Raw genomic sequence first — 26063 nt, 5'->3', positions numbered from 1 at the left:
CGCGCCATGAGGCGACAGGCGGATCGGGGCGAGGCGAATGAAGGTTCTGGGGGTTCTCGGCGGCATGGGGCCGGCGGCGACGGTGGCCTTTCTTCAGCGCGTCCTTGAGCTGACGCCCGCGCGCGAGGATGAGGACCACGTCCGCGTTCTGATGGACATGAACCCGCAGGTGCCGAACCGGCATCGGGATCCGCCCGGCGCGAAGGAGGCGCTGGGGGCCATGGCCGCGCGGCTGCGCGACATGGGGGCGGAAGTTCTGGCCATGCCCTGCAACACGGCGCACGCCCATGCCGACGCCATCCGCGCGGCGGGGGCGCCGTTCCTGGACATGATCGAACTGACGGCGGCTGAGGCGGCGGGGCAAGGCGCGACGAAGGTCGGCGTGCTGGCCACGCCCGGAGGGCAGGACCTGTATGTGGCCGAGCTGGAACGGCGCGGGCTGACGCCGGTCGTGCCCGCGGTCGGGCGACGGCGGGCGTTTCTGGATCTGGTGTTCAAGATCAAGGCCGGCGACCTTGGCGAGGATCGGCGTGCCGACATGCGGGCGCTGGCGCAGGCGCTGATCGACGACGGGGCCGAGGCGCTGATCGCCGGCTGCACGGAAATTCCGCTGGTCATGAGACCGGGCGACGTGGGCGTGCCGCTGGTCGACTCCGCCGAGGTGCTGGCGCGCGCGTGCGTGAGGGAGTGCGCCTAGAACCCGAGTTCCGCCCGCACCCGCGCCGGGTCCACACCACGTTCGCGGATCGACTGCAGCGTCTCCGCCTTGTCGCGCTTGGCGAGGCGGCGGCCCGAGGCGTCGAGCAGAAGGGGGTGGTGTCGGTAGGTCGGCGTGGGCCAGCCCATCAGGGCCTGGATCAGGACCTGGACATGCGTGGCCTCGAACAGGTCATGGCCGCGGATCACGTGGGTCACAGCCTGCAGGGCGTCGTCGTGCGTGACGGCGAGATGATAGGCCGTGCCGGCGTCCTTGCGCGCCAGCACGACGTCGCCGGCGGTTTCGGGCCGTGCCGGGATCAGGCCGCGTTCGCCGTCCGGCCCGGCGCCCTCCTCCACCCAGGCCAGCTGCGACCAGGCGCGGACGCCGAGGGCGGCGCGGGCGCGGTCCAGCGACAGTCTCCACGCGAAGGGACGCCCCTCGGCCAGCAGCGTCGCCTCCTCCTCCGCGGGATGCGGACCGGGTCGTGCAGCCTCCGCCGGGCCGTGCGGGGCGTCGCCGATGGCGTCGAGAATGTCCTTCCGTGTACGGAAGCATCGATAGAGCAGACCCCGTCGGCCCAGCACGTCGACCACCCCGGCATAGTCCTGCAGATGATCCGACTGCCGCCGGATCGGACCGTCCCAGTCGAGACCGAGCCACGTCAGGTCCTCGACGACCCCCGCCTCGAACTCCGGCCTGCACCGCGTCGGGTCGATGTCCTCGATACGGAGGATGAAGCGCCCTCCCCCGGCCCGCGCGGCGGTCCACGCCGTCAGGGCCGACAGCGCGTGGCCACGATGAAGCCGTCCGGTCGGCGAGGGCGCGAAGCGGGTGGTGAAGGCGCTCATTCCGCGATGATGCCAGTCCGCGCGCCGGGCGACGAGGTCCGCAAAGCGCGGGCCGACGCTTGCGGGCCGGCGGCCAGGGCGTAAGGCTGGGGCAATGCCCGCCCCGCCCACGCCCACCGATCTGACCGCCGCGCGCGCCGCGCTGGTGGCCGACGACCCGGCGCTGGCCAAGGCGGACGCCGTCGTGCCGCCGTTCGAATGGCGCGCCCGCACGGGCGGCTTCGCAGGGCTGCTGCGGATGATCGTGGAGCAGCAGGTGTCGCTGGCCTCCGCCGCCGCGATCTGGAAGCGCGTGGTCGAGGGGCTGGACGGCGTGCTGACCCCCGAAGCCGTCATGGCGCGAGACGTCGCCGCGCTTCGCGGCATGGGACTGTCGATCCAGAAGGCGACCTATGCCCACGAGATCGCACGGGCGCAGGTGGAGGGCCGGATCGACTTTCATCATCTGGAACGGCTGTCGGACGCGGAGGCGGTGGCGCGGCTGACGGCCATCAAGGGCGTGGGTCTGTGGACGGCCGAGACCTTCCTGATGTTCTGCGAGGGCCGGCTGGACGTGTTTCCGGGTGGGGACATCGCGCTTCAGGAGGCGATGAAGTGGGCGGACGGCCTTGCGGCGCGCCCGAACGCGAAGGCTGCCTATGCCCGGGCCGAGGCGTGGCGGCCGCATCGCGCCGTGGCGGCGCATCTGCTGTGGGCGTGGTACGGGCTGGTGAAACGGGGAGACGCTACCGTATGACCGCGACCGTTCTGACGCCGGAAATCGTCGCGCCCGAGAGGCTGCTGGCGGTGCTGGATTTCGCCGGCGTGGCGGTGTTCGCGGCCACCGGAGCGCTGGCGGCGGCGCGGCTGAAGCAGGATCTGGTGACCGCCGCCTTCTTCGCCGCGATCACCGGCGTGGGCGGGGGCACGCTGCGGGACCTGCTGATCGGGGCGCCGGTGTTCTGGGTGACCGACTGGCGCTACGTCGCCGTCTGCATCGCGGCCGCGGTGGCCGTCTGGCTGATCGGCGCGCGCGAGTGGCGGTTCCGCGCCCTGCTGTGGCTGGATGCGATCGGGCTGGCGGCCTATGGCGTGCTGGGGGCGGCCAAGGCCGAGGCCTGGGGCGTGCCGCCCCTGATCTGCGTGGTCATGGGGGCCCTGACCGCCTGCTTCGGAGGCGTTGTGCGGGACCTGCTGGCGGGCCAGCCGTCGATCCTGCTGCGCCGCGAGATCACGGTGTCGGCGGCCATTCTGGCGGCGGCCGTCTACGTCGCGGCCACGCGGCTGGGCCTGGGGGACTGGCCGGCGGCGATACTGGGCTCCCTGCTCGGGTTCGGCCTGCGCGCCGGCGCCCTGCGCAAGGGGTGGAGCCTGCCGGCCTTTCCGGCCCGCGGCTGAGCGTCATGACGGCGTCGTCGAATCAGGCGTAGGCTGGAGACGTCGGAGGAGACGCGTCTTCAGTCACGCACGCCCACACGTCCGAAGAAGTCCGGGGACCTGAGATGCGGGTCTCGGAGCGACCGCCGTCCGGTTGGCCGGCCCTGGTGCTGAACGCCGATTTCCGGCCGCTCTCCTACTATCCGCTGTCGATCTGGCCCTGGCAGGAAGTCGTCAAGGCCGTGTGGCAGGACCGCGTCGACGTGGTCTCGGTCTACGACAAGGTCGTGCGCAGCCCGTCGCACGAGATCCGGCTGCCCAGCGTCATCTCGCTGAAGAGCTACGTCGATCAGGATCGGGCGCCGGCCTTCACGCGGTTCAACGTCTTCCTGCGCGACGACTTCCGCTGTCAGTACTGCGGCGAGACGAAGGAGCTGACGTTCGACCATGTGGTGCCGCGCAGCCGGGGCGGTCGCACGACCTGGGAAAACATCGTCGCCGCCTGCGGCCCCTGCAACCTGAGGAAGGGCGGGCGGACGCCGGCCCAGGCGGGGATGCCGATCCTGCGCGCCCCGCACCGGCCGAACGCCTGGCAGCTCCAGGACGCGGGGAGACGCTTCCCGCCGAACTATCTGCACCAGAGCTGGCTGGACTACCTGTACTGGGACATCGAGCTGGAGCCCTGAGGCTTCGCCCGGATCAGCCCACCCACCAGCCGCGGGGGTTGGGCACCGGGCGGCCGCGGGTCAGCAGGAAGACGCCCCACGCCCCGCGGATCACCAGCCAGCCGACCAGCACGAACAGCACGAAGACGCCCAGGTTGATCACGATCAGGATCACGCCCACCACGGCCGCGATCGCCGCGGTCCAGAGCGTGCGGCGCTGATAGAGGTGGTGGCTCGCGAACGGCTCCTCCGTCGGCGCGTCGCCGAACAGGATCGCCAGCAGGCCGACGACGGCGGAGACGCCCAGCGTGGGCACGGCGAACAGGATCAGGGCGTAGATCGCATAGAGGCCCATCGGCGCCTCCGGCGCCGGCTCGCGATCGCGCCGGCCAAAGGCGGGCTCGGGCGCGGCGGGCGGCGTCGGCTCGAAGGCGGCGCGGGCGTCGACCGGCTCGGGCGCTGCGGGCTCGGGGGGCGCGAACAGGGGGGCAGGGTCGGGGTCCGGCCCGGGTGCCGGCCGCGGTTCCGGCGCGCGGGGACGACCGGCCAGCGAGGCGGGCGAGGCGAAGCCGACCAGATCGTCGGGATCGTGATCCGGGGTCGGATCTTTCGGAGGCTGGCGGTCGCCGGTGTCGGTCATCGTCTACCCTTGCAGTGCCGCGATCATGCCGGGCGGGCCGGTCAGGCGCAACGCCGCTCAGCCCGCGCGCGACAGCCTGACCTCGCAGCCCGCCGCCTGGGCGCCGCGCAGGGCGCCCGGCTTTTCGACGCGCACGGCGACGGCGCGGACCCGGACGTCGATCAGACAGGCTCGGGCCAGCCGCTCGGCAAAGGTCTCGATCAGCTCCATGTGGCCCTGGGCCACCAGATCCAGCGCGGCTGCGCGCACCGTCTCGTAGTTCAACGTGTCGGACAGATGCTCCACCGGGCCGGGCGTCAGCTCCAGCGTCACGTCGACGTCAAGCGGCTGGGTGATGCCGCGCTCATGGGGATGGACGCCGATCTCGGCGGCCAGCGACAGGCCGCGGACGAAGACGGTCAGGCCGTCGCGGCGGAAATCTTCGCTCATCGGTCAGTCCTGCACGTCGGGCGTGCGCCAGGCCAGCCGCTGACCGGAATCGACGGCGATCGTCTGACCGGTGACGTGGACGGCGACGGCCAGCCAGATCACGGCGTCGGCGACGGCCCGCGGATCCACCGCCTTTTCCAGAGGAACATTGGACCACTCGGCTTCAAACTCGGCGGCCGACTGATGCGTCGACTGCAGCGTCGGTCCCGGCGCGACCGCGTTGACGCGGATGCGCGGCGCCAGCGCCTGCGCCATCGTGGTCGTCGCCCAGTGCAGGCCGGCGCGCGACAGGGCGTAGGAGAAGAAGCGCGGATCGGGCTTCAACACGCGTTGGTCCAGCAGGTTGACGATCGCCGCGCCGTCGGGCGCCTGGGCCGCAAAGGCCTGGGCCAGCAACACAGGGGCGCGCAGGTTGACGTCCATGTGGGTCGACCAGCTGTCGCCGGTGACGGTCTCGAGCCGGTCTTCCTGAAAGACGGAGGCGTTGTTCACCAGCAGGCTGACCGGCCCGAGCGCCTCGGCGGCGCGGCCGATCAGGGCATGGGCGGCCGCGACGTCGGTCAGGTCCGCCTGCAACACGGCGGCGCGACGGCCGAGGTTCCGGACGTCCGCAGCGACGGCCTCGGCCTCCTCGACGGAAGAGCCGTGGTGCACGGCCACGTCCCAGCCGGCGCGGGCGGCGCGCAGGGCGATCTCGCGCCCGATGCGGCGGGCCGCGCCGGTGACGAGCGCGACCCCGCGGGCGGGCTCAGTCAACCCGGCCGAACTCGAAGAAGTTGATCGCGGCCAGAACGGCGACGAAGCCGAGGATGACGTAGAGGGCGAGCATGGAAAAAACTCCGAAGGGTCGGGCGGGCATACCGGCGGCGCTTCGTGCGTTCAAGTCGGACGCCGAAGGATGACTGAATGAACGCCAACCTCTTCGCCATGTTCGCCGTCTTCGCCGCGGGAGCCGCCGCGGCGGTTCAGGGGCCGACCAACGCCCGGCTGGCGCAGGGGCTGGGCACGCCGCTGAACGCGGCTCTGGTGTCGTTCACCGTGGGGACGGCGGCACTGCTGGTGCTGGCACTGGCCATGCAGCACCGGCCGGAGGGGCAGGCGGTGCGGGAGGTGCCCGGCTGGGCCTGGATCGGCGGCCTGTACGGCGCGCTGTTCGTGGTCGTGCTGGCATGGGCCACGCCGAAGCTGGGGGTGGCCACGTCGCTGGCGGCGGTGGTGGCGGGGCAGCTCGTGCTGGGCCTGATCGTCGACCATTTCGGCCTGATGGGCGTGCCGCGTCAGCCGATCAGCCTGTCGCGGCTGGGAGGCACGGCCATGGTGATCGGCGGCATGCTGCTGGTGCGGCGCGGCTGAGGTCCGCCTATATTCGCCGACGATGACCGAGGCGATTCCGGCCCCTGAAACCGACCTGAAGGCCGCCGAGCTGATCCGCGACGAGGCGCGTCGGGCCCCTGACAGGCCCGGCGTCTATCGCATGTACGGCGAGGACGGCACGTGCCTGTACGTCGGCAAGGCGCGGTCGCTGAAAAAACGGATCGTGCAGTACGCGCAGGGGCGCTTCCACACCCAGCGGATCGCCCACATGGTGTCGCTGACCCGGTCGATGGAGCTGGTGGTCACGGCGACCGAGACCGAGGCTCTGCTGCTGGAATCCAACTTCATCAAGAAGCTGAAGCCGCGCTTCAACGTCGTCCTGCGCGACGACAAATCGTTCGCCGAGCTGATGATCCGGCGCGATCACCGGGCGCCGCAGGTGCGCAAGCATCGCGGCGCGCATACGATCAAGGGCGATTACTTCGGCCCGTTCGCCTCGACCTGGGCGGTGAACCGGACCCTGACGACGCTGCAGAAGGCCTTTCTGCTGAGGTCGTGCTCGGACAGCGTCTACGAGAGCCGCACGCGGCCCTGCATGCTGCATCAGATCAAGAGATGTTCGGCGCCCTGCACCGGACTGGTCTCGCTGGAGGCGTACGCGGGGCTGGTCGACGAGGCCGAGGCCTTCCTGCGTGGCAAGTCGCGGGCGGTCATCGGCCGGCTGTCGAAGGAGATGCAGGCCGCCAGCGACGACATGGATTTCGAGACGGCCGCGCGCGTGCGCGACCGGATCCGGGCGCTGTCGGCGATCTCGATGGAGAACTCGGTGTCGGCCGAGGGGGTCGCCGAGGCGGACGTCTTCGCCCTGCACGCGGACGGCGGCCAGGCCTGCGTGCAGGTCTTCTTCTACCGGGGCGGCCAGAACTGGGGCGGACGCGCCTACTTCCCGCGCGTGGACCGGTCGGACACGGACGCCGACATCCTGGGCTCGTTCCTCGGACAGTTCTACGAGGACAAGCCGGTCCCGCGGGAAATCCTGTCGAACGTCGTCCCGTTCGAGAAGGAACTGCTGGAAGAGGCCTTTTCCATGATGGCCAGGCGGAACGACGGGCGACGGGTCGTTTCGATCGAGCGGCCGCAGCGCGGGGACCGCAAGGCGCTGGTGGACCACGCCCTGACCAATGCACGCGAGGCGCTGGCGCGACGGCTGGCGGAGAACTCGGCGCAGGGGAAGATCCTGGACGAGGTCTGCGAGGCCTTCGGTCTGGAGGGACGACCGGAGCGGATCGAGATCTACGACAACGCCCACATCCAGGGCTCCAACCCGGTCGGCGCCATGGTCGTGGCCGGGCCCGAGGGCTTCCGAAAGAACCAGTACCGGAAGTTCAACATCCGCGGCGAGGAGCTGAGCCCGGGCGACGACTTCGGCATGATGCGCGAGGTCATGCGCCGCCGCTTCAGCCGTCTGGTGAAGGAAGAGGACGAAGGCGAGGCGCCCGAACGGCCCGACCTGCTGCTGATCGACGGCGGGCTGGGCCAGCTGTCCGCCGTGCGGTCGGTGCTGGACGAGCTGGGGCTGGAGGACATCCTGGCCGTCGGCGTGGCCAAGGGTCCTGACCGCGACGCGGGGCTGGAGAAGTTCATCATCCCGGGCAAGGCGCCGTTCATGCTGCCGCTGAAATCGCCGGCGCTGTATTACATCCAGCGGCTGCGCGACGAGGCGCACCGTTTCGCCAACGGGGCGCACGCCAAGCGGCGGTCGATGGACATCAAGCGCAATCCGCTGGACGAGATCGAGGGCGTCGGCCCCGGGCGCAAGAAGGCGCTGCTGCACGCCTTCGGCTCGGCCAAGGGCGTGGGCCGGGCGTCCGTGGTGGATCTGGAGAAGGTCGAGGGCATCAACCGGGCGCTGGCGGAACGCATTCACGCGTTTTTCCACCCGGCCGGCCGGGGGTAGGGTGACGGCATGAGCGATTTCGCGGAAGGCACGGTCCATCGGGCGGCGGACGACATGAAGTCGGCCATCCGCGCCGACGCCGCCGCTCTGGCGCTGTGGCAGGGCCTGACGCCGCTGGGCCGCAATGAGTTCATCTGCTGGGTCGAGGACGCGAAGCAGGCTAAGACGCGCGCGCGCCGCATCGCCCGCACCCTTGAGGAGATGCAGGAGGGCAAGCGCAGGCCGTGCTGCTGGTCCGGTTGCGTCCACCGCGACGACAAGGCGCCCAGCCCGTCGCAGCTGTTCATCGCCTCGAGGAAATCCGCGAAATGACCGACGCCGACCCGCTGTTCGCCGGCTATCGGCGTTTCCGCAAGGACCGCTGGCCGGAGGCGAAGGCTGAATACGAGGCGCTGGCCGCCGACGGCCAGACGCCGCATACCCTGGTCATCGCCTGCTCCGACAGCCGGGCCGATCCGGCGCTGATCTTCGACGCCGCGCCGGGCCAGCTGTTCGTGGTGCGCAATGTGGCCAACCTGGCGCCGCCCTATGCGCCTGACGGCGACCTGCACGGCGTATCGGCGGCGCTGGAGTTCGGGGTCAAGGTGCTGAAGGTCCGCCGCATCGTGGTGATGGGGCACGCCCACTGCGGCGGGGTGGCGGCGATGCGCAAGGGCGCGCCGGACAGCTGCCGCGACTTCCTGCAGCCATGGATCGCGCAGGGCGAGCCCACCGTGCGGCGTGTGGCCGACGCCGTGACGCAGGATCAGGTCGAACAGGCCAGCGAGGAGGCGGTGGTGCGGCTGTCGCTGGACAACCTGCGGACCTTTCCATGGATCGCCGAGCGGGAGGCCGCAGGTGAACTGGAACTGGTCGGCCTGCATTTCGGAATCGCCGAAGGACTGCTGCGCAGGCTGACGGGCGCGGGGCCGTTCCAGCCGCTCGCCTGATCCGACGAAGCGTGGCATCTCAGGTCATCAGCCCGAGGACGCCATGACCCCCGCCCCGCATCCCCACGCCAATCCCATCCCCAACATCCTGACCGGCCTGAGGCTGGCGGCGGGGGTGGTGATGTTCCTGATCCTGGCCGGGGCGACCGGGGGCGTGCCCTATCTGTCGAGCTATCTGAGCCCCGAGGACCAGTTCGCCCTGTACCGCGCCGCCTTCTTCATCTTCGTGGTGGCGGCGTCGACCGACTGGGTCGACGGCTATCTGGCCCGGCGCTGGCACGCGACGACGCGCTGGGGCGCCATTCTGGACCCGATCGCCGACAAGGTGCTGGTGACGGGCGCCATCCTGGGCGTGCTGACCAGCGGATCGGTGCCGCAGATCGCCATCCCGTGCGGCCTGATCCTGTTCCGCGAGTTCGCGGTGTCCGCCCTGCGCGAAACGGTGGCCGGCAAGGTCAAGCTGCAGGTCACCCTGCTGGCCAAATGGAAGACGACCCTGCAGCTGGTGGCGCTGGGCGCCCAGCTGTTCGCGCGCAACTGGGACGGCTTCGGACTGGAGTTCGACTGGCTGCCGCACTTCCAGCTGTTCGCCGACGTCCTGATCTGGCTGGCCGCCGTCATCACGGTGTGGACCGGCTGGCAGTACTTCGAGAAGGCGCGCCAGAAGATGAGCGCGATCTAGGCGGTAGGCAGTAGGCAGTAGGCAGTAGGCAGTAAGGATTAGCGGCTCAATCGGAGGCGTGGGATTCAAGCTTCACGATCAGTGCCCGCAGCATCCGTCCGAGTTCGTCGGCCTGAGTGAGGATGGGTGCCGATGCAGTCTCGGTCACGAGTCCGACCCGAACCCCCAGCAGCAGGTGGGTCTCCGCCTCCTTGAGTGAGCCTTGGGCAATCCTGAGGAAGTTCAGGTACGAGCCTTTCGATGAGCGCCCGTAGCCTTCCGCAATGTTGGCGGCAACGGATGCTGCAGCCCGTCTGGCCTGAGCGGTCATGCCGAACTGCTCTTCTCTCGGAAACGAGCGCGTCAGCTCGTAGACGGCCTGTGCCACGTCCATCGCTCGCTGCCAAACTCTCAAGTCGCGATAGCTGTTGATCTGATCCATGCCGTCGTCTGACGCGCCGCCGCTTCCCTACTGCCTACTGCCTACTCACTACTGCCTCGCCTTCAGACCCCCAGCTCGGCCAGCAGGTGGTCCATCCCGTAGACGTCGCGGAGCGCCACCGTCACCGCGCCCGTGGTGACGATGACCGAGCGGTTGACGTTCGGGTCGTAGCCGTAGGCGTTGCGCTGGGTCAGGATGGTGGAGTCGAAATTGGCGCCGATGATCTCGCCGGCGGCGTTGACGGCGGGCGAGCCCGACGAGCCGCCGATGGTGTCGGTGGACGCCGCCATGTTGATGACCGTGTCGCCGGGGATGCGGTCGCGGGCGGCCAGCAGCTTCGGCGCGACGTCGAAGGGCGCGGCGCCCGTCATGCGGTCCCACAGGCCGGCGAAGGTGGTGAAGGCCGGCACGGTCTGACCCTGATAGGTCCAGCCCTCGACCCGGCCCCAGGTCAGCCGGAGCGTGCCGGTGGCGTCGGGATAGACGCTGTCGCCATAGGCGCCGAAGCGGGCGCGGGCCAGGGTTTCCGAGGCGCGGTCGGTCGGGCCGACCACGCGTTCCTCCCACTCGGCGCGGGCGGCGCGGCTCTCGTCCTGGATCGACAGGACCCACCGGATCAGGGGGTCGTCCGAGGCCTCGATCGCCGCCAGCCCGCCGTCCCACAGGGCGCGACGCACGGCCGGATCGGCCAGCTTCGTGCCGCCGATGACGCGGGCCGCCAGACCTTCGGGCGACTCACGGCCCAGCAGGCCGCGCACGCGCGGATCGTCCACCGTCAGCCATTCGCGCGTCTTGGACAGCCACCAGCTGACCTGCATCTCCTCAAGCTCGGCATAGATCGGCCGCTCGGCGGTGATGCGGCTCTGGGCGGCGCCCAGGCGGCCGTCGACGTATTCCGGCAGGCGCTCGGCCGAGGGCTTCGCCCGCTCCTGCGCCGCGCGGACAAGCGTCCAGGCATAGCCGAACAGGACCGAGCCGCCGCCGGCCCGCGCCTCCAGCATCGTGTACGAGGGATAGAGCGCGCGCTGGATCGGCTGGATGGCCGCCAGTTCGCCCCACGGATCGCCGACGTCGGCGGCCAGCGCCGGATTGGCGGCCACGCGGGCGCGGAAGTCGGCCTCGTCCGCCGCGCGCTTGGCCATGAAGTCGACGTCGATCAGGGCGCGCATGCGGCCGATGCCGCGCTTGTAGGTGTTCTCCAGCGACACCAGCGGATCCATGACCTGGAAGGCGTGATCCGGACTCTCCTCGCCATAACGGATCATGCGGCCGCGCAGCTCGGAGCTGATCAGCTGGTCCATCGGCAGGATGACGTCGCGGACGGTGTAGAGCTGGTCCTGCGTCAGCAGGCGCTGGGTCGCGCCGGGGCTGCCGGTGACGAAGATGGGCTGGCCCTCGACGGGCTTCGACGCATTCCATTTGAAGTGGATCGGGGTCGCGGCCGGGGCGCCGTTCTCATACAGGCGGATGAAGGCCGCATCGATGGCGAAGCGGGGGAAGTTGAAGTTGTCCAGGTCGCCGCCGAAGGTCGCGGCGCGGTCTTCCGGCGCCCAGGCCAGACGCACGTCGGCATAGCGCTTGTAGGTATACAGCTTGAACTGGCCGCCGCGGTACAGGGTCACCACCTGGCAGCGGCTGTCGGTCTTGCCGGCGCAGGCCTCGGCCTCGATGGCGGCGGCCTCGGCGTCGCGGGCGCGCACGAAGGCGGCGCCCGACTGACCGGCGCCGGCGGCCTGCATGCGCCGGGTCACGTCGGCGATGTCGGTCAGGATCTCGGCCGAGGCTCCGGGGCAGCGCTTCTCCTCTGCGCGAGAGGCCGGCAGGAAGCCGGTGGCGGCGTAGTTGACCTCGGGCGTCGACAGCTGCGCCACGCACGAGGCGACGCAGTGGTTGTTGGTCATCACCAGCCCCTCGGGTGAGACCACGCCCGCCGAACAGCCGCCGAACTTCACCGACGACAGCCGCACCCGGTCCAGCCACGCCTGGTCGATGTTGGTGCCCAGCGTCTGGTTCACCCGCGCGATGGGGAAGTTGTCGAAGGTCCACATCCCCTCGCCCGCCTGCACGGCGGGGGCGGCGATCAGGGTGAAGGCGGTCGCGGCGGCGACGATCCGGCGGCCGAGGGTCATGCTGTGGCTCCGACACGAAAACTGACGCGGCGGACAGTGAAGCGGCGGCACGAGAGGCGCAACATGCAACATTCGACGACTGGAAGCGCTTCAGCGCCATCCCAGTCTAAGGAGGGTGCTGTAGCGCGCCCATCCGGACTTGAGCCGAGCCAGAAAGCTCTGGGGAGCCGCTGACCTGTCTTCCGATGCACGTGCATGGTGAGCGAAATACATTCCGTATTCTCCTCGGCCCTCAAACCGGTCGGGAGCAAAGCCTTCGGGGGCCAAGCCGATAGCGCGGACACGCATGCGCTCAGCTCTCGCCTCCCACTCCACTTCGTCGCCCAACGCCCAAGGAAAGAGATCAGCCATCAAGGCCGCGACGTGGAGAAACTCCGCGTCCTCCGAGTGCTCCCCGCCAAAATGATTGAACGCTTCAATCCACAGTCGTGCAGCCTCGGGGTCATCTTCGAAACCTGTGACAAACAGCGGATCCGCCCAGTGCATCCACGACAGGTAAAGGAGGTGGAGACTGTTCTCGCGCGAGCGGTCGCCCGCCCGCCATGAGGCTTTTCGAAGTCGATACTCGGCCTCCATCAGCGCGCAGTCGCCTCCCGCATGACCGCCGCATAGCCCGGCGCCACTTCGATCCGCTTCCCCGGCTCCGTCGCGCGGACGGCGCGGTGCAGGGCCGGCAGCTTCCAGCAGGGGACGTGCATGAACAGGTGGTGCTCCGCGTGGAAGTTGACCCAGTAGGGGGCGATGAAGGCGCGTTCCCACCAGCTGGCGCGGGTGGTGCGCGCGGCGCGGAAGGGGTCGGTGGAGGAGCCCTCGACGCAGGCGTGCTCGGCGATGTTCCTCAGCCGCGTCACCATCGGGAACCACGTCGCCAGCGGCAGCAGCCACAGCACGAACCAGGCCCACCAGACGCCGGCCAGCGCCATGACGACGAACAAGGCGGCGTTCGCGGCGAGAAAGGGAAGCACCGACTTGCCGGTGACCACCGCACCCTCGGCCACGTCCGCGTCGTGTGACGTGCGGAACGCTTTCAGCGCGAACAGCACCCGCTGCTTGAAGAAGGTCTGGCCGGTCAGGTCGCGGATGATCTTGCGGCGCAGGGACGCGCGACTGACCGGAAAGGGCGCGGACAGGACCAGGTCGGGGTCCTCGGCCTGCTGGGCATACTTGTGGTGGGCCAGATGATAGGGCCGATAGGCGGCAAGGCTCGCGCCCACCGGCACGGCGCACAGCCAGTGGCCGAGAAAGGCGTTCAGCCGGGCGTTCGGCGACAGGCCGCCGTGGGCCGCCTCGTGCATCAGGATGGCCAGCCCCAGCTGCCGCGTGCCGATCACCATGACGCAGACGGGGATCAGGATCGGCCAAACGACGCCGACCGCCGCCGCCAGCGCGATCACGCCCCAGCAGTGCGCGACCAGCAGCGGCCCGACCCAGGCGGCGCGCGTCTGGAACGGGGCCCATTCCTCGGGGCTGAAGACGTCGGCGGCGCGGACGCGCGGGGCGGCGGGCATGGATCGACGATACCGCTGAACCGGATCAGGATGAAGCCGCGCGCGTTCAGGCGGCGGGCCGGAGGAACGACATGGACGGGGTTTCGATCGAGGCGGCGCGCGAGACGCTGACGTCGCTCTGGGGCCAGACGGGCGTCACCTGGGTGCTGCCGGTCCTGCTGGGTCTGGGCCTCGCGGCGGCGACCGGGCTGCGGACCTTCCTGCCGCTGCTGATGATGGCGGGAGCCGAGCGGCTGAGCCTGTTCGGTCTGCAGTTGAACGAGAGCTGGAGCTGGGTCACGTCCGACGCGGCCATCATCGCGCTGGGCGTCGCGGCGGTGGTCGAGTTCGTCGGCGACAAGATCCCCGGCGTGGACCACGCCCTGCACTCACTGGGGCTGGTGGCGCGGCCGGTGGCGGCGGCGGTGGCGGCCGGCGGCCTGTTCGCCGGCGTCGACCCGACCACGGCGGCGGTGGCGGGCGTCATCGTGGGCGCGCCGACGGCGCTGGCCTTCAACGCGGCGCAGGGCGGGACGCGCGTGGCGTCGACCGCCACCACCGGCGGTCTGGGCAATCCGGTGCTGAGCCTGATCGAGGACGTGCTCAGCTTCTTCACCGTGATCCTCGCCTTCCTGGCGCCGATCCTGATCCCGGTGCTGCTGGTCGCCCTGGCGGTGGCGGTGTTCCGGCTGGCGCGGCGGCTGCGGCGCTGGCGCGAGGCCCGTCCGCGACCGGCCTAGAGGGTCTTGGCCGCGATGGCGCGGATGCTTTCCGCCTTTGCCGGCAGGTCGGAGGACAGGCGCGAGGCCATCTCACGGGCGCCCACCGGATAGGCGTCGCCGCCCTGGGCGATGCGGTCGGCGATCTGGGCGGCGGCCTTCAACGTGCGCGCCAGCTCCTCGACCTCTTCCAGCGCGAGGGCGCGCGCTTCCATCTGCAGGCGCTTCACGCGCTCCGCCGTGGTCTCCGGCGTGCGCATAAGGTCGTAGATCTCGGCGTCTCCGACGACTTTCAGACTCGGACGGGCGGGCTTTTCAGCGGCCATGGGAACACTCCTTCAACCTGTGCAATGCGGGTCGGAGTCGGAGCGTTCCGCCCCCGGAGCGAAGTCCGCGCCGGGTGTGGCGTCCGCGCCTCAGCCCTTCGACGGCAGGAAGGGCGAGAAGGTGATGACCGTGAAGGTGTCGCGGATGTGCGGCCGGGTCTGGACCGACTTCGTCACGAAGGTGCCGATGTCCATCTCGCGCGGCAGGTTGAACTTGGCCAGCAGGTCGTACTGGCCGGAAGTCGAATAGACCTCGGACACGTGCTCGACCTCGTCCACCAGATCGGCCGCCACGTCGTTGGCGTGGCCCAGCTCGCATTTGATGAAGACGAAGATGGCGGTCATCATGGCGGCGGTTCCCTTGGTGCGAGGCTTCTAGTGGCGGACGGCGCGGCGGGCGGCAAGTCGATCGATCTCGAAGCCGAGTACAACAACCGCGCCCGCGTGCCCGACCACCAGACGGTCATGCTGCGCTGGAAGGCGGACGCCGAGGCGGCGCGGGCGACGCGGCCCGTCGAGCTTCCATACGGCCCGGGCGCGCGCGAGGTCATGGACCTGTTCGAGGCGAGCGAAGGAGCGCCGGTCGCCGTGTTCCTGCACGGCGGCTACTGGCAGGCGCTGGACCGCAGCTGGTTCAGCTGGATCGCGCCGGCGCTGGTGGCGCGGGGCATCAGCGTGGCCATCCCCTCCTACGACCTGGCGCCCTCGGTGCGCCTGGGGCGCATCCTGATGCAGGTGCGCGACGCGGTGGAGACGGTCCGCCGGAGGAGCGGCGCGCGCCCGGTCGTCTTCGGCCACTCCGCCGGAGGCCACATGGCGGCGGCCATGCTGTCGGAAGGGCGGGCGTCGGCGGCGCTGGCGATCAGCGGGGTGTTCGATCTGGAGCCTCTGATCCCGACGTCGCTGAACATCGCGCTGGGGCTGGACGCGATGGAGGCGCGGGCCCTGAGCGTGACGAACTGGCCCGTGCCGGACGGTTCAGCGCCCGGCGGCACGACGCTGGACTGCTGGGTGGGCGGCGAGGAGAGCGCCGAGTTCATCCGCCAGTCGCGCGACATGGCGGCGCTGTGGGGCGGGCGGGGCGTGGAGACGCGGGTCGAGGTGGTGCAGGGCGCCGATCACTTCACCGTGCTGGACCCACTGAGGGATGCCCGGAGCGCGATGGTGCAACGGGTGGCGGATTTGGCGACCGCACCCTGATCGGCCTCAGCGGCGCGGCTGGGTGGCCTGCCCGGCGACGTTTCCGACGGTGCTCACGGTGTTGTCGACGACGCCACCCGGCTGAAGCGTGGTGTTCGCGACACCGCCCACCGTGTTCACGGTGTTGTCCACCGTCGCCAGCAGGCCTTCCAGAATCTCCGGATTGCGGTCGATCGTCGTCAGGGTTCGATCGATGATGTGGGCGACGTTGTCGAGGCGGACCACCAGCTGGACCGAGGCCTCGACGCCTTTGATCTGGATGGACACCTTGTCGACCGACACCTGGGCCCCGGCGCGCAGATGCAGCAGGTTGGCCAGACGGGCGTCGAGCGCGAGGTCGGCCTGAAGGTTCTCCACTTCAATCGTGATTTCTTCGACCTTCAGATTGGGCACGTCGAGAAAGACGTCGGGCTGGTCCGACGGCGCGCGCGACGTCTGCGGCGTCGCGTCGGACAGCGGCTGGACCGGCGGCACGCCCTCGCGGTTCTGGGCGGCGGCGGCGCCGGCGGACAGGAGCAGGGCGGCGAGGGCGACGGTCAGCGTTTTCGTTCGGCGGGTTCCTGTGAGGGGACGTCTTCGGTGGGCGGCGGGGCCGCGCCTGGCCCCGTCAGCGATGCGGCGGCGCGGAGCGTCCAGCCGACGTTGCGGAAGGTGCGCTGGCCCGGGATGGGTCGCGGCAGGCCGGTGCTCAGGTTTTCCTCGATCACCGCGCCGGACGGCTCGCTCCAGGCACGGACGGTGACGGAGCCCGTCTGCCGCCAGCGCACGCTGTCCGCGCGGGCATTCACCGAGATGGCCACATCCGAGGGCGGGGAGGCCGCGGGGGCCGGCGGCGGATCCTGCGTCAGAACCAAAAGTGACGGAATCAGGGCCAGCATTGGAGCACTAAAGCGGAAGGGACGCGTGCGGTTCCAGCCGCCCTTGACGAAACCTGCCGCACGGCCGAGTCAGGCTGAGGAGATGCCCATGCCCCACGACCGTCTGAGCGTGCTGACCGCCCTGGAGGCGCAGGGCGTGTGCCCGGTCTTCTACCACGCCGACCCGGAGGTCTGTCTGCACGTGATCCGCGCGTGCGGGCGCGGCGGGGCGCCGGTGGTGGAGTTCACAAACCGGGGCGACTTCGCCGTCGACCTGTTCGGCGAGATCGCGCGCGAGCTGCAGGGGACGGACCCCGACGTCATCCCCGGCATCGGCTCGGTGATCGACGCGGGCACGGCGGCCGACTTCCTGAACCGCGGCGCGCGCTTCGTCGTCAGCCCGGGGCTGGTCGAGGAGGTGGCGGTGGTCTGCAATCGGCGCATGACGGCCTACTTTCCCGGCTGCGGCTCCGTCACCGACATCATCCGCGCGCAGGAGCTGGGCTGCGAGATCGTGAAGCTGTTCCCGGGCGCCAGCGTGGGCGGACCCGATTTCGTCAAGGCCGTGAAGGGGCCGATGCCCTGGACGAAGATCATGCCGACGGGCGGCGTCGACCCCGACCCCGCCTCGATCGCGAAGTGGTTCGGAGCCGGCATCGTGGCCGCCGGCATGGGATCGAAGCTGATCACGGACGCGGCGGTGGCCGCCGGCGACTGGGACGGCATCGCCGCCCGGGTCCGCGCGGCCGTCGACGCGGTGAAGGCATTCAGGGAGGGCTGACGCCCTCCCCGCCCCCTTACTCGATGCCCAGATCCGCCGCGTTCAGGTCGACGTCCTCGGCCTTGATCACCACCAGATCCGGATGGGCGGCCCGCAGCGGCTCGAGGAACTGCGCCGCGTCGCCGACCACGACGACGTAGGCCCGCTCGCGACCCAGCCAGCGACCGGCCACCGACGACACCGCGGCCGGATCGACCGCGCGCATCCGCTCCGGATAGGTCTGCAGTTCGGACAACGGCAGGCCCAGGGCCACCGTGTCGCCGATGAAGCCGCCGAGACCGCCCGTGGTCTCGATCGACCGCGAGAACCCGCCGAGGACGAAGCTTTCGCGATCGGTGGCGGCCTGATCGGTCATCGCCTCGCCGGTCAGGCGGTCGACTTCCGACAGGACCAGTTCGACGACCTCGGCCGCGCTTTCGTTCTTGGTCTGGGTCTGGGCGGCGAACAGGGAGCCGTCCACGCGCGTGACGAGGCTGGAATAGGCCCCATAGCTGAGGCCGCGCTTGGCCCGCACCTCATTGAACAGATGCCCGCCGCTGCCGCCGCCGATGACGGCGTTGGCGACGGAGGCCGGATACCAGTCGGCGTCGGACCGGTCGGGCCCCCGGACCGCGACGGCGACGGCCGCCTGGCCCGCGCCCGGCATGTCGACCACCAGGACGCGCGGCGCCGTGGCCTGACCGGCGCGGTCGCCGATCACCGGCAGGGCCGCGGCCGGCCTGGCCCAGTCGCCGAAGGCGGCTTCGGCAAAGGCGAAAGCGGCCTCGGGATCCATGCCGCCGGTGATGACCAGCGCGGCATTGTCCGGTCGCCACCAGCGGGCATGATGGGCGGCGACGTCGTCTCGCGTCATGGCCGACAGGCTCTCGGCCGTCCCTGAGCTGGGCGCCCCGTAGGGCGCACCGGCGAAGACCACCCGGTTCAGCGTGGCCGCGGCGAGAGTGGCCGGATCGCGGAGGGCCACGCGCAGGCCGTTCAGCGACCGCGTGCGCAGACGCTCCAGTTCGGCGGCCGGGAAGTCGGGGCGCAGGACCACGTCGGCGAAGATGGGCGTGGCGCGGTCCAGCGACGCCACCGGCGCCGACAGACTTACGGTCGTGACGTCCGGATTGGCCCCCGCGCCGATGGAGGCGCCGAGCGATTCGAGCGAGGCGGCGATCTGGGGCGCCGTGCGGCCGCCGGCGCCTTCACGGGCGAGGGCCGCCGTGGCCGACGCGAGACCCATGCGGCCCTCCGGATCGCCGGAGGCCCCGCCGCCGATGATCAGCTGGGCGTTCATGATCGGCAGATCGGTCGACTTCGCCACGATGACGCGCAGGCCGTTGGGCAGGGTGCGCTCGGCCACGGCCGGCGTGGCGGCGACGCGGGCGGCGCCCGGAGCCGGAGGGGCCATGCGCCGGCCCTCGGGCAGAAGCTCGTTCGGCGGCAGGATGGCCGGCGGCACGCTGACGAAGGTCGGGACCGGCGCCGGATTGCGCCAGCTGTCCTCGGGCACGCCTTCCGGTCGCTGGCTTTCGTCCAGATATCGGACGCGCACCACGGCGTCGTCGCGCAGATAGGTGCGCGCCACGCGCAGGACGTCGTCGACGGTCACGGCCTGGATGGCCGCCAGACGCGCGTCGGGCGCGTTCGCGTCCCCCTCCGACACCAGCGCCTGCCCCAGGATGAAGGCGCGGCCCGACGCCGTCTCGCGCTGACGCAGCTCCGACGAAATGATCTCGACCTTGGCTTCGTCCAGTTCGGCCTGGGTGACGGGGTTCGTGCGGATCTCGGCGATGACGGCGTCATACGACGCCTCAGCCTGTTCCAGCGACTTGCCCTGGGCGACGATCACGGTGCCGGAGACGACGCCGTCCTCCTCCATGGTGTTGGCGCCGAACGACGCGCTGGTGGCGACCTGGTCGACGTAGACCAGGCGCTGATACAGGCGGCTGTTCTGACCGCGAGACAGGATGCCCTGCAGCACGTCGAGCGCCGCGGCGTCCGGATGGGTCGCCTCGACGCCCGGCCAGATGCGGCCCACGGCCGGCAGCGGCACGTTCGGCGCGTAGGACACGACGTCCCGCGGCTGGGTCCGCGGCGCGGCGGTCGGGCGCTGGAACACCGGGACCGGCCGCTCCGGGTTCGGAATGCCGGCGAAATACTGGTCCACCCAGCGGTCCAGCTGCGCCGGATCGAAATTGCCTGAGACGATCAGGGTCGCGGTGGCGGGGCGATAATAGGCCTCGTGGAAGGCGCGGGCGTCGTCGATGGTCGCGGCGTCCAGCTGCTCGATCGAACCGATCACGCTGCGGCGATAGATGCTCTCGTCGAAGCTGTTGTCGCCGATGACGAAGACGCCGAGACGGCCATAGGGCGGCGCATACACGCGCTGGCGCAGCTCCTCCTTCACGATCGAGCGCTCGGCCTCGAACACGGCCTGATCGACCACCGGCCGCGCCATGCGCTCGGCGTGGGTCCAGAGCATGGTCTCGAGATATTCCGGCGGGACGGTCTCGTAGTAGTTGGTGAAGTCCTGACCGGTTGAGGCGTTGCGGCTGCCGCCGGCGTTCTCCACCCAGGTCGAGATCTGGCCGTAGGGGATGTTGACCGTCTTGCGGCTGAGGATGTGCTCGAACAGGTGGGCGAAGCCGCTGCGGCCCTCCGGATCGTCCTTGCCGCCCACGTCGTACCAGACCTGGACCGTGACGGTGCCGGCGGTCGGGTCGGGCATGGCGTAGACGTCCAGCCCGTTGGACAGTTCACGGTGCGTGTACTGCAGCGGCGGAACGACCATGGCGGCGTCCTGCGCGCGCACCGCGCCGGGAAACGCGGTCAGCAGGGCCAGCGCCGAGGCGGCGAGAAGGGCGGCGCGGAGGGGACGCGGACGGATCATGGCCGAAGCTCCTGAACAGGGGTCGGCCGGACCCTATCAGGGCGGGAAGGCGGCGAAAGTTACGGTGCCGTAATGCGCCCTCAGGCGGCGCGGGCGCGCGCCTCAGGTGCGGCCGCAGGCGTGGGACGCCGGAGGGGCATGACGAAGCTGACCGTGGTGCCCCTGCCCGGCTCGCTCTCCAGACCCAGTTCGCCCCCGTGCATCTCCACCAGCGACTTGGTGAGGGCCAGTCCCAGACCGGTGCCCTGGGTCGTCTTGGAATGCTGTCCCTCGACCTGCTCGAACGGCCGCGCCAGACGGTCGATGTCCTCCGGCGCGATGCCGATGCCGGTGTCCGTGACCGCGACGCGGACGTGGTCGCCGTCGGGCCGGGACAGGGCCACGACGATCGAACCGCCTTCCGGCGTGAACTTCACCGCGTTGGATATGAGGTTCAGCAGCACCTGCTTCAGCCCGCGATGATCCGCCTCCACGTCCGGAAGGTCGGGCGCATCCAGCATGGCGGTCAGCCCCGCCTCCTCGATCTTGCCGCGCATCAGGCGCAGGGCGTCGTCGCACAGCTCCTTCAGCGACACCGTCTCGTAGTGCAGCGTCATCTTGCCGGCCTCGATCTTGGCCATGTCGAGGATGTCGTTGATCAGGCTGAGCAGGTGCTGGCCCGAGCGCAGGATGTCGGCGGCGTAGCCCTTGTAGCGGGGGTCGCCCAGCGGGCCGAACATCTCGGCCGACATGATCTCGGAAAAGCCGTTGATGGCGTTCAGCGGCGTGCGCAGCTCATGGCTCATGTTGGCCAGGAATTCCGACTTGGCCTGGTTGGCGGCCTCGGCCCGGGTCATCGCGACCTCGTACTTGCGGGCGAGCTGCGCCAGCTTCTCCTGACTGGATTCCAGCTGCGAGACCATGACGCGCAGGTTCTCGGCCGACTTCCGGCGCTCCTCTTCCTGGCGCTTGATGGCCGTCACGTCCGCGGCGGTGACCACCGTGCCGCCGTCGCCGGTGAAGCGTTCGGACACCTGCAGCCAGCGGCCGTCGTGCAGTTCCAGCTCCCGCGCGCCCGCGCGGCCGCCGGTCGCCGGCTGATCGGATTTGACCGCCAGGGCGGCGATGCGGTTCAGCTCGTCCTTCAGGGCGCCGCGCTTCACGGCGCCGGGCTCGAACCCGAAGGCGTCCTCGAAGGCGCGGTTCCAGAGAATGAGCCGGCCCAGACGATCGAACAGCACGAAGGCGTCGGTCACGCTCTCGATGCCGTCGCGCAGACGTCCCTCGGCGGCCTGGGCCTGCGCCTTTGCGCGACGCTCCTCGGTGATGTCCAGCGCCATGCCCATGATGTGGGTGAAGCCGGTCTCGTCCTTATGGCCTTGGGCCTGGCCGCGGGCGTCGATCCAGCGGGGCCGGCCCTGCGCGTCCGGCACCGGGAAGGTCGCCTCGAAATGTCCGAACGTCTGGGCCTGACGCAGGGCATGACGCAGCGGCTCGCGGTAGTCCGGATGGACCCGGGACAGGATGGCCTCGGACGAATGCAGACCCCCGTCGAGCCCAAGCAGGGCGGCCATGTAGTCGGACAGGTCCACCTGATCGGTGCGCAGGTCCCATTCCCAGATGCCGCACCGCGCGCCCTCGACGGCGATGCGGAAGCGCTGTTCGGTCTCGTGCCATTCGCGGCGGATGGCGGCCTGACGCGCGTTCAGCGCCAGCACGAGGCCGATCATCATCAGGCCGACGGCGGCGGGAACCATCAGGATCCACCCGTCGCGGGTGACGTCGCCGGGGTTCAGCGAGACGCCCTGGACCCGCGTCACCCACAGGGCGTACAGACCCAGCCCGACTGCGGTCAGCAGGACGAGGATCCGCACCCACGGCGGCGGCCCGCGGCGGCGGTCGGCCACGCGGCGCCCGTCTCCCGAAATGCGGCGCTCCTGGCCCCGCAAGGCGCCCTCCGGTCAAATCATCCTGAGCGACGAATCTAGGCTGCGTCGCGGAATCTTGTCGACCCTGCGCGGAACGTGATTCAGGCGGCGCGAGCCGCCTCGGGCGCGGCCAGCACCTCGTCGACCGGGCGCAGCAGGTCGCGCGCGCGCCGCGCCAGTTCCTGCATGGCCGGGGGCGCGTCGTCCGGCGCCTCGGCCACGGCGGCCAGCAGATCGCGCGCCAGCTTCTCCAGCGCCGGGGACGCGGCGATGAGGCGGGCCTGACGCTCGATGCGGTCGGGATCGCGGTCGTACTCGGCGCCCGGCACACGCCAGCCGCCCCAGTCGGTCGGATCGGTGACCACGACGGGATAGGTTCCCGGAAAGGGATGGTGCGGACAGTCCTCGGCGGCCTGCCACTTGTTGCGGGCGCGCAGCAGCCGCCAGTTGTCGCCGCCATGCGAGGCGCCGTCCTCGACCGGCGTCAGCAGTTCCTGCGCCAGAAACTCGCGACCCAGCCCCACGTCGTATGTGACGCGCACGGGCTCGTCGAAGCCCTTGGCCCACACCGGCAGGACCTTCTCGACCTGGGCCCATGCGCCGACGCACTCGACCCAGACCTTCTGACCCTTCTGGAATTGCGCGCGCGCCATCGACAGCTCCGATCCCTGACCGGGGAGGATGACGCGCGCGGGTGAACGGCCGGTGTGCCCGGTCGGTTAACGGGAGATTTCTTCCAGGGCCTCGCCCGCGTACCTTTCCTTCACACGGGTCGACAGGTCGCCCAGCGAGACGACGCCGACCAGACGGTCGTCCTTGTCGAGCACCGGCAGGCGCCGGATCTGCGAGCCGCCCATGGAATCCAGCGCCGCCTTCAGATCGTCGTCGGCGCGCACGCATTTGGCGTCGCGCGTCATGCAGCCGTCGACGGTGGCGTCCGGGCCGACGCCTTCAGCCAGTCCACGGACGACGATGTCGCGGTCGGTCACCGTGCCCAGCAGGCGGTCGCCGTCGGCCACCGGCATGAAGCCGAAGTCGCCCGCGCGCATGCGGCCCGCGACCTCACGCAGGGTGTCGTTGGGGCGGGCCACCTGCACGTCCCGGCTCATCACGTCGCGCACCTTCATGGTCTTGTCCTCTCAAGCTTGCGGGGGGTGAAGCCAGAACCCGGGGCGCGGCGCGGGGTTCCGCCACGCCGCGCGGGCCGCTATGCGGGCGCCGAACGGGAGACGGACGATGGCGGCGATCGACGAGGCGTGGGAGGTGCTGGCGCGGCTGGGCGCGACGGCCGAGGGCGCGGAGACGGGCCTGAAGACCCGGTCGCCGATCGACGGCTCCGTCGGACGGACGCTGGAGGAGACCCGCGATCTGGAGGGCGTGGCCGCGCGCGCGGTCGAGGCGTTCCGGGCGTGGCGGCGCGTGCCCGCGCCCCGACGCGGCGAACTGGTGCGGCTGTTCGGCGAGGAGCTTCGCGCCAGCAAGGAAGACCTGGCCCGTCTGGTGACGCTGGAGGCCGGCAAGATCACGTCCGAAGGCCTCGGTGAGGTGCAGGAGATGATCGACGTCTGCGACTTCGCCGTCGGTCTGTCGCGCCAGCTGTACGGCCTGACCCTGCCCAGCGAGCGGCCGGGGCATCACATGCGCGAGACGTGGCAGCCGCTGGGCGTGGTGCTGGTGATCTCGGCCTTCAACTTCCCCGTGGCGGTCTGGGCGTGGAACGCGGCGCTGGCTCTGGTGTGCGGCGACCCGGTCATCTGGAAGCCCTCGGAGAAGACGCCGCTGACGGCGCTGGCGACGCAGGCGGTGTTTCAGCGCGCGCTGGCGCGGTTCGGCGACGACGCGCCCGAGGGCCTGTCCCAGGTGGTGATCGGCGGGCGCGAGGCGGGCGAGACGCTGGCCGCCGACCCGCGCATCCCGTTGGTGTCGGCCACCGGCTCTACCCGCATGGGTCGGGCGGTGGCGCGGACGGTCGCGGAGCGGCTGGGACGCAGTCTGCTGGAACTGGGCGGCAACAACGCCATGATCGTGACGCCGTCGGCCGATCTGGACATGGCGGTCCGGGCGATCGCCTTCTCGGCGGTCGGCACCTGCGGTCAGCGCTGCACCACCCTTCGTCGCCTGCTGGTCCACGAGGACGTCGCCGCCGCCCTGATCGGGCGGCTGAAGTCGGCCTACGGGACCCTGCCCATCGGCGACCCGCGAGACGACGGCACGCTGGTCGGGCCGCTGATCGACGCAGATGCGGCGGAGGCGTTCGACCGGGCGCTGGCGCAGGCCGTGGCCGAGGGCGGCGAGGTGATCGCCGGCGGCGACCGCATGGCGCGCGACGGCGCCTACGTGCGGCCCGCCATCGTGCGGATGCCGGCGCAGACGGCGGTGGTCGAACACGAGACCTTCGCGCCGATCCTGTACGTGCTCACCTGGCGCGACTTCGATCAGGCGGTCGAGATGCAGAACGCCGTGCCGCAGGGGCTGTCGAGCTGCGTCTTCACCGACAGCGTGCGCGAGGCCGAGGCCTTCCTGTCGGCCTGGGGCAGCGACTGCGGAATCGCCAACGTCAACATCGGCCCGTCCGGCGCCGAGATCGGCGGGGCCTTCGGCGGCGAGAAGGACACCGGCGGCGGGCGCGAGAGCGGCTCGGACGCCTGGAAGGCCTACATGCGCCGCCAGACCCAGACCGTGAACTTCAGCCGCGACCTGCCGCTGGCGCAGGGGGTGAGGTTCGACCTCTAGAGCGCGTCCGCGAGCGCCTCGGACAGATCGCCCCTCCCCGCCACCTCGACCCGCTCCAGACCCAGCCATCCGGCCATGCGTCCGAGCTCCGCCGCCAGCCGCGCGGGGGTCTCCGGCGTCGCGTCGGTCTCGCGCCAGGCCGCCTGAACGAGGAGCGCCCCGGCCTTTCGGTCGGACTTCAGGTCGACGCGGGCGGTGATCGCCTCGTCCTGCAGGAAGGGCAGGACGTAGTAGCCGTGGGCGCGCTTGTGAGCGGGCGTGTAAATCTCCAGCCGCACGCGCACGCCGAACACGCGCTCGGTGCGGTCTCGGGTCCAGATCAGGTTGTCGAAGGGCGACAGCAGGGCGTCGCCGGTCACCTTGCGCGGCGCGCGGGCGCCGGGCGCCAGATACGCCGTCTGCTTCCACCCCTTCACCGCCACGGGCGTCAGCTCACCCGCCTCGACCAGTTCGGCGATCCGCGCCTTCGTCTCCGCCAGCGGCAGGCGGAAGACGTCGCGCAGGTCGGCCCCGGTCGCCACGCCCATGGTGCGGGCGGAGATGCGGATCAGGTCGCGCTGGGCGTCGGCCTCCGTCGGGGTCGGCTGGTCCAGGATGCGGGCCGGCAGGGCGCGTTCGGTCAGGTCGTAGACGCGCTCGAAGCCGCGCCGCGTCTTCGTGGTGATCAGCCCGGCCCAGAACAGCCATTCCAGCGCGCGCTTTCCGTCCGACCATTCCCACCAGCCGGGCGCGCCGCGGGAACCGGTGGCGAAGTCGCCGCCGGTGACCGGGCCGCGCCGCTCGATCTCGGCCAGCACGCCGTCGACGTAATCCGCCCGCTCGCGCCCGAAGCGGGCCAGCCCGGTCCACATTGCGCCGTCGCGTGCTCTTTCCATCCGCCAGCGGAACAGGGGCTGGAGTTCGAGCGGGAGAAGCGACGCCTCATGCCCCCAGTATTCGAACAGCGATCGTCGCGGACCCCACGCCTCGGCCTCCAGCGCCTCGCGGGGATAGGCGCCGAGGCGGGAGAACGTCGGCAGATAGTGGGTGCGGGTCAGGACGTTGACGCTGTCCATCTGGACGACGCCCAGCCGCCGCACGAGGTCGCGCACGTGCCGTCGGTCCGGCG

The 26063-nt window shown here is 70.8% G+C and carries 30 protein-coding genes; 13 read left to right on the top strand and 17 right to left on the bottom strand.

Features of this window, described 5'->3' with window-relative positions:
* The first annotated feature begins 37 nt into the window (after positions 1-37).
* Positions 38-697, top strand: a complete 660-nt coding sequence (locus VGR32_RS04520) for an aspartate/glutamate racemase family protein (protein ID WP_327448478.1) — start codon at positions 38-40, stop codon at positions 695-697.
* Here VGR32_RS04520 and gluQRS read toward each other — a convergent pair.
* Complete coding sequence (gene gluQRS / locus VGR32_RS04515) at positions 694-1548, bottom strand: tRNA glutamyl-Q(34) synthetase GluQRS (RefSeq protein WP_327448475.1); 855 nt, start codon at positions 1546-1548, stop codon at positions 694-696. The genes VGR32_RS04520 and gluQRS overlap by 4 nt on opposite strands.
* A 94-nt stretch (positions 1549-1642) precedes the next feature.
* On the opposite strand from gluQRS, the gene VGR32_RS04510 reads away from it, so the two are divergent.
* From VGR32_RS04510 to VGR32_RS04500, 3 genes are all read left to right on the top strand, one after another.
* On the top strand, positions 1643-2284 hold the full coding sequence (locus VGR32_RS04510; protein ID WP_327448473.1) for a DNA-3-methyladenine glycosylase 2 family protein: 642 nt from the start codon (positions 1643-1645) through the stop codon (positions 2282-2284).
* Entirely contained in the window at positions 2281-2925 is a 645-nt protein-coding gene (locus VGR32_RS04505; protein ID WP_327448471.1) for a trimeric intracellular cation channel family protein, read from the top strand. Before VGR32_RS04510 ends, VGR32_RS04505 begins: the two co-directional genes overlap by 4 nt.
* A gap of 104 nt (positions 2926-3029) precedes the next feature.
* Positions 3030-3590, top strand: a complete 561-nt coding sequence (locus tag VGR32_RS04500; RefSeq protein WP_327448469.1) for an HNH endonuclease — start codon at positions 3030-3032, stop codon at positions 3588-3590.
* Positions 3591-3603: 13 nt separating this feature from the next.
* Here the strand turns inward: VGR32_RS04500 and VGR32_RS04495 are convergent, their stop codons facing one another.
* Genes VGR32_RS04495 through VGR32_RS04485 form a run of 3 tightly spaced genes read right to left on the bottom strand, consistent with a single transcriptional unit; the run spans position 3604 to position 5394 of the window.
* Positions 3604-4209, bottom strand: coding sequence for a hypothetical protein (locus VGR32_RS04495; protein ID WP_327448467.1), 606 nt, complete (start codon positions 4207-4209; stop codon positions 3604-3606).
* Between the two features lie 57 nt (positions 4210-4266).
* Positions 4267-4638: a dihydroneopterin aldolase gene (gene folB, locus VGR32_RS04490; RefSeq protein ID WP_327448465.1), complete on the bottom strand. Its 372-nt coding sequence runs from the start codon at positions 4636-4638 to the stop codon at positions 4267-4269.
* 3 nt (positions 4639-4641) lie between these two features.
* Positions 4642-5394, bottom strand: a complete 753-nt coding sequence (locus tag VGR32_RS04485; protein ID WP_327448463.1) for an SDR family oxidoreductase — start codon at positions 5392-5394, stop codon at positions 4642-4644.
* Positions 5395-5544: 150 nt separating this feature from the next.
* Here VGR32_RS04485 and VGR32_RS04480 point away from each other — a divergent pair, with 150 nt between their 5' ends.
* From VGR32_RS04480 to pgsA, 5 genes are read left to right on the top strand one after another with little or no spacing between them, the layout of a single operon-like run.
* The gene (locus tag VGR32_RS04480) at positions 5545-5991 is read left to right on the top strand and encodes a DMT family transporter (protein ID WP_327448460.1); all 447 of its coding nucleotides are present in this window, start codon (positions 5545-5547) and stop codon (positions 5989-5991) included.
* Positions 5992-6013: 22 nt separating this feature from the next.
* Positions 6014-7909: an excinuclease ABC subunit UvrC gene (uvrC, locus tag VGR32_RS04475; RefSeq protein WP_327448458.1), complete on the top strand. Its 1896-nt coding sequence runs from the start codon at positions 6014-6016 to the stop codon at positions 7907-7909.
* Between the two features lie 9 nt (positions 7910-7918).
* A complete protein-coding gene (locus VGR32_RS04470; RefSeq protein WP_327448456.1) occupies positions 7919-8221 on the top strand; it encodes a YdeI/OmpD-associated family protein in 303 nt (100 codons plus the stop codon).
* Entirely contained in the window at positions 8218-8838 is a 621-nt protein-coding gene (locus VGR32_RS04465) for a carbonic anhydrase (RefSeq protein WP_327448454.1), read from the top strand. Before VGR32_RS04470 ends, VGR32_RS04465 begins: the two co-directional genes overlap by 4 nt.
* A gap of 43 nt (positions 8839-8881) precedes the next feature.
* A complete protein-coding gene (pgsA, locus tag VGR32_RS04460) occupies positions 8882-9520 on the top strand; it encodes a CDP-diacylglycerol--glycerol-3-phosphate 3-phosphatidyltransferase (RefSeq protein ID WP_327448452.1) in 639 nt (212 codons plus the stop codon).
* 46 nt (positions 9521-9566) lie between these two features.
* Here pgsA and VGR32_RS04455 read toward each other — a convergent pair whose 3' ends face one another.
* The 4 genes from VGR32_RS04455 to VGR32_RS04440 form a co-directional block, all read right to left on the bottom strand.
* Positions 9567-9941 (bottom strand): four helix bundle protein, encoded by a 375-nt coding sequence (locus tag VGR32_RS04455; protein WP_327448450.1) that lies wholly within the window; start codon positions 9939-9941, stop codon positions 9567-9569.
* Positions 9942-10003: 62 nt separating this feature from the next.
* Positions 10004-12070, bottom strand: a complete 2067-nt coding sequence (locus VGR32_RS04450) for a S46 family peptidase (protein ID WP_327448448.1) — start codon at positions 12068-12070, stop codon at positions 10004-10006.
* A gap of 90 nt (positions 12071-12160) precedes the next feature.
* Entirely contained in the window at positions 12161-12646 is a 486-nt protein-coding gene (locus VGR32_RS04445; protein ID WP_327448446.1) for a hypothetical protein, read from the bottom strand.
* Positions 12646-13578 (bottom strand): fatty acid desaturase family protein, encoded by a 933-nt coding sequence (locus VGR32_RS04440; RefSeq protein WP_327448444.1) that lies wholly within the window; start codon positions 13576-13578, stop codon positions 12646-12648. Before VGR32_RS04440 ends, VGR32_RS04445 begins: the two co-directional genes overlap by 1 nt.
* 71 nt (positions 13579-13649) lie before the next feature.
* On the opposite strand from VGR32_RS04440, the gene VGR32_RS04435 reads away from it, so the two are divergent.
* Positions 13650-14297 carry a DUF4126 domain-containing protein gene (locus tag VGR32_RS04435; RefSeq protein WP_327448442.1) on the top strand — a complete coding sequence of 216 codons (648 nt, stop codon included), beginning with the start codon at positions 13650-13652 and terminating at the stop codon, positions 14295-14297.
* On the opposite strand, the gene VGR32_RS04430 is transcribed toward VGR32_RS04435, so the two are convergent.
* Together VGR32_RS04430 and VGR32_RS04425 are read right to left on the bottom strand one after the other, a co-directional pair.
* Positions 14294-14602 carry a hypothetical protein gene (locus VGR32_RS04430; protein ID WP_327448440.1) on the bottom strand — a complete coding sequence of 103 codons (309 nt, stop codon included), beginning with the start codon at positions 14600-14602 and terminating at the stop codon, positions 14294-14296. The two genes, VGR32_RS04435 and VGR32_RS04430, sit on opposite strands and share 4 nt — an antisense overlap.
* 90 nt (positions 14603-14692) lie before the next feature.
* On the bottom strand, positions 14693-14950 hold the full coding sequence (locus VGR32_RS04425) for an Lrp/AsnC family transcriptional regulator (RefSeq protein ID WP_327448438.1): 258 nt from the start codon (positions 14948-14950) through the stop codon (positions 14693-14695).
* A 30-nt stretch (positions 14951-14980) separates the two neighbouring features.
* Here VGR32_RS04425 and VGR32_RS04420 point away from each other — a divergent pair, with 30 nt between their 5' ends.
* The gene (locus tag VGR32_RS04420) at positions 14981-15802 is read left to right on the top strand and encodes an alpha/beta hydrolase (RefSeq protein WP_327448436.1); all 822 of its coding nucleotides are present in this window, start codon (positions 14981-14983) and stop codon (positions 15800-15802) included.
* Between the two features lie 6 nt (positions 15803-15808).
* On the opposite strand, the gene VGR32_RS04415 is transcribed toward VGR32_RS04420, so the two are convergent.
* The gene (locus VGR32_RS04415) at positions 15809-16276 is read right to left on the bottom strand and encodes a hypothetical protein (protein ID WP_327448434.1); all 468 of its coding nucleotides are present in this window, start codon (positions 16274-16276) and stop codon (positions 15809-15811) included.
* A 62-nt stretch (positions 16277-16338) separates the two neighbouring features.
* Complete coding sequence (locus VGR32_RS04410) at positions 16339-16680, bottom strand: hypothetical protein (RefSeq protein WP_327448432.1); 342 nt, start codon at positions 16678-16680, stop codon at positions 16339-16341.
* A gap of 88 nt (positions 16681-16768) precedes the next feature.
* Here VGR32_RS04410 and VGR32_RS04405 point away from each other — a divergent pair, with 88 nt between their 5' ends.
* Positions 16769-17440, top strand: a complete 672-nt coding sequence (locus VGR32_RS04405; protein ID WP_327448430.1) for a bifunctional 4-hydroxy-2-oxoglutarate aldolase/2-dehydro-3-deoxy-phosphogluconate aldolase — start codon at positions 16769-16771, stop codon at positions 17438-17440.
* Positions 17441-17456: 16 nt separating this feature from the next.
* Here the strand turns inward: VGR32_RS04405 and VGR32_RS04400 are convergent, their stop codons facing one another.
* The 4 genes from VGR32_RS04400 to VGR32_RS04385 form a co-directional block, all read right to left on the bottom strand.
* On the bottom strand, positions 17457-20315 hold the full coding sequence (locus VGR32_RS04400; RefSeq protein ID WP_327448428.1) for a pitrilysin family protein: 2859 nt from the start codon (positions 20313-20315) through the stop codon (positions 17457-17459).
* Positions 20316-20395: 80 nt separating this feature from the next.
* On the bottom strand, positions 20396-22201 hold the full coding sequence (locus tag VGR32_RS04395) for a PAS domain-containing sensor histidine kinase (RefSeq protein ID WP_327448427.1): 1806 nt from the start codon (positions 22199-22201) through the stop codon (positions 20396-20398).
* Between the two features lie 122 nt (positions 22202-22323).
* Positions 22324-22875 carry a hypothetical protein gene (locus tag VGR32_RS04390; protein ID WP_327448423.1) on the bottom strand — a complete coding sequence of 184 codons (552 nt, stop codon included), beginning with the start codon at positions 22873-22875 and terminating at the stop codon, positions 22324-22326.
* A gap of 66 nt (positions 22876-22941) precedes the next feature.
* Positions 22942-23349 (bottom strand): CBS domain-containing protein, encoded by a 408-nt coding sequence (locus VGR32_RS04385; protein WP_327448420.1) that lies wholly within the window; start codon positions 23347-23349, stop codon positions 22942-22944.
* A gap of 109 nt (positions 23350-23458) precedes the next feature.
* Here VGR32_RS04385 and VGR32_RS04380 point away from each other — a divergent pair, with 109 nt between their 5' ends.
* The gene (locus tag VGR32_RS04380; RefSeq protein WP_327448418.1) at positions 23459-24955 is read left to right on the top strand and encodes an aldehyde dehydrogenase family protein; all 1497 of its coding nucleotides are present in this window, start codon (positions 23459-23461) and stop codon (positions 24953-24955) included.
* Here the strand turns inward: VGR32_RS04380 and VGR32_RS04375 are convergent.
* Positions 24952-26046, bottom strand: coding sequence for a winged helix-turn-helix domain-containing protein (locus VGR32_RS04375; RefSeq protein WP_327448416.1), 1095 nt, complete (start codon positions 26044-26046; stop codon positions 24952-24954). The two genes, VGR32_RS04380 and VGR32_RS04375, sit on opposite strands and share 4 nt — an antisense overlap.
* Positions 26047-26063 lie beyond the last annotated feature (17 nt).

The sequence above is a fragment of the Brevundimonas sp. genome (genome assembly GCF_035935935.1).
Classification (GTDB): domain Bacteria; phylum Pseudomonadota; class Alphaproteobacteria; order Caulobacterales; family Caulobacteraceae; genus Brevundimonas.
The sequence above is the reverse complement of the archived record's forward strand: the minus strand, read 5'-3'. Positions and strand labels throughout refer to the sequence as shown.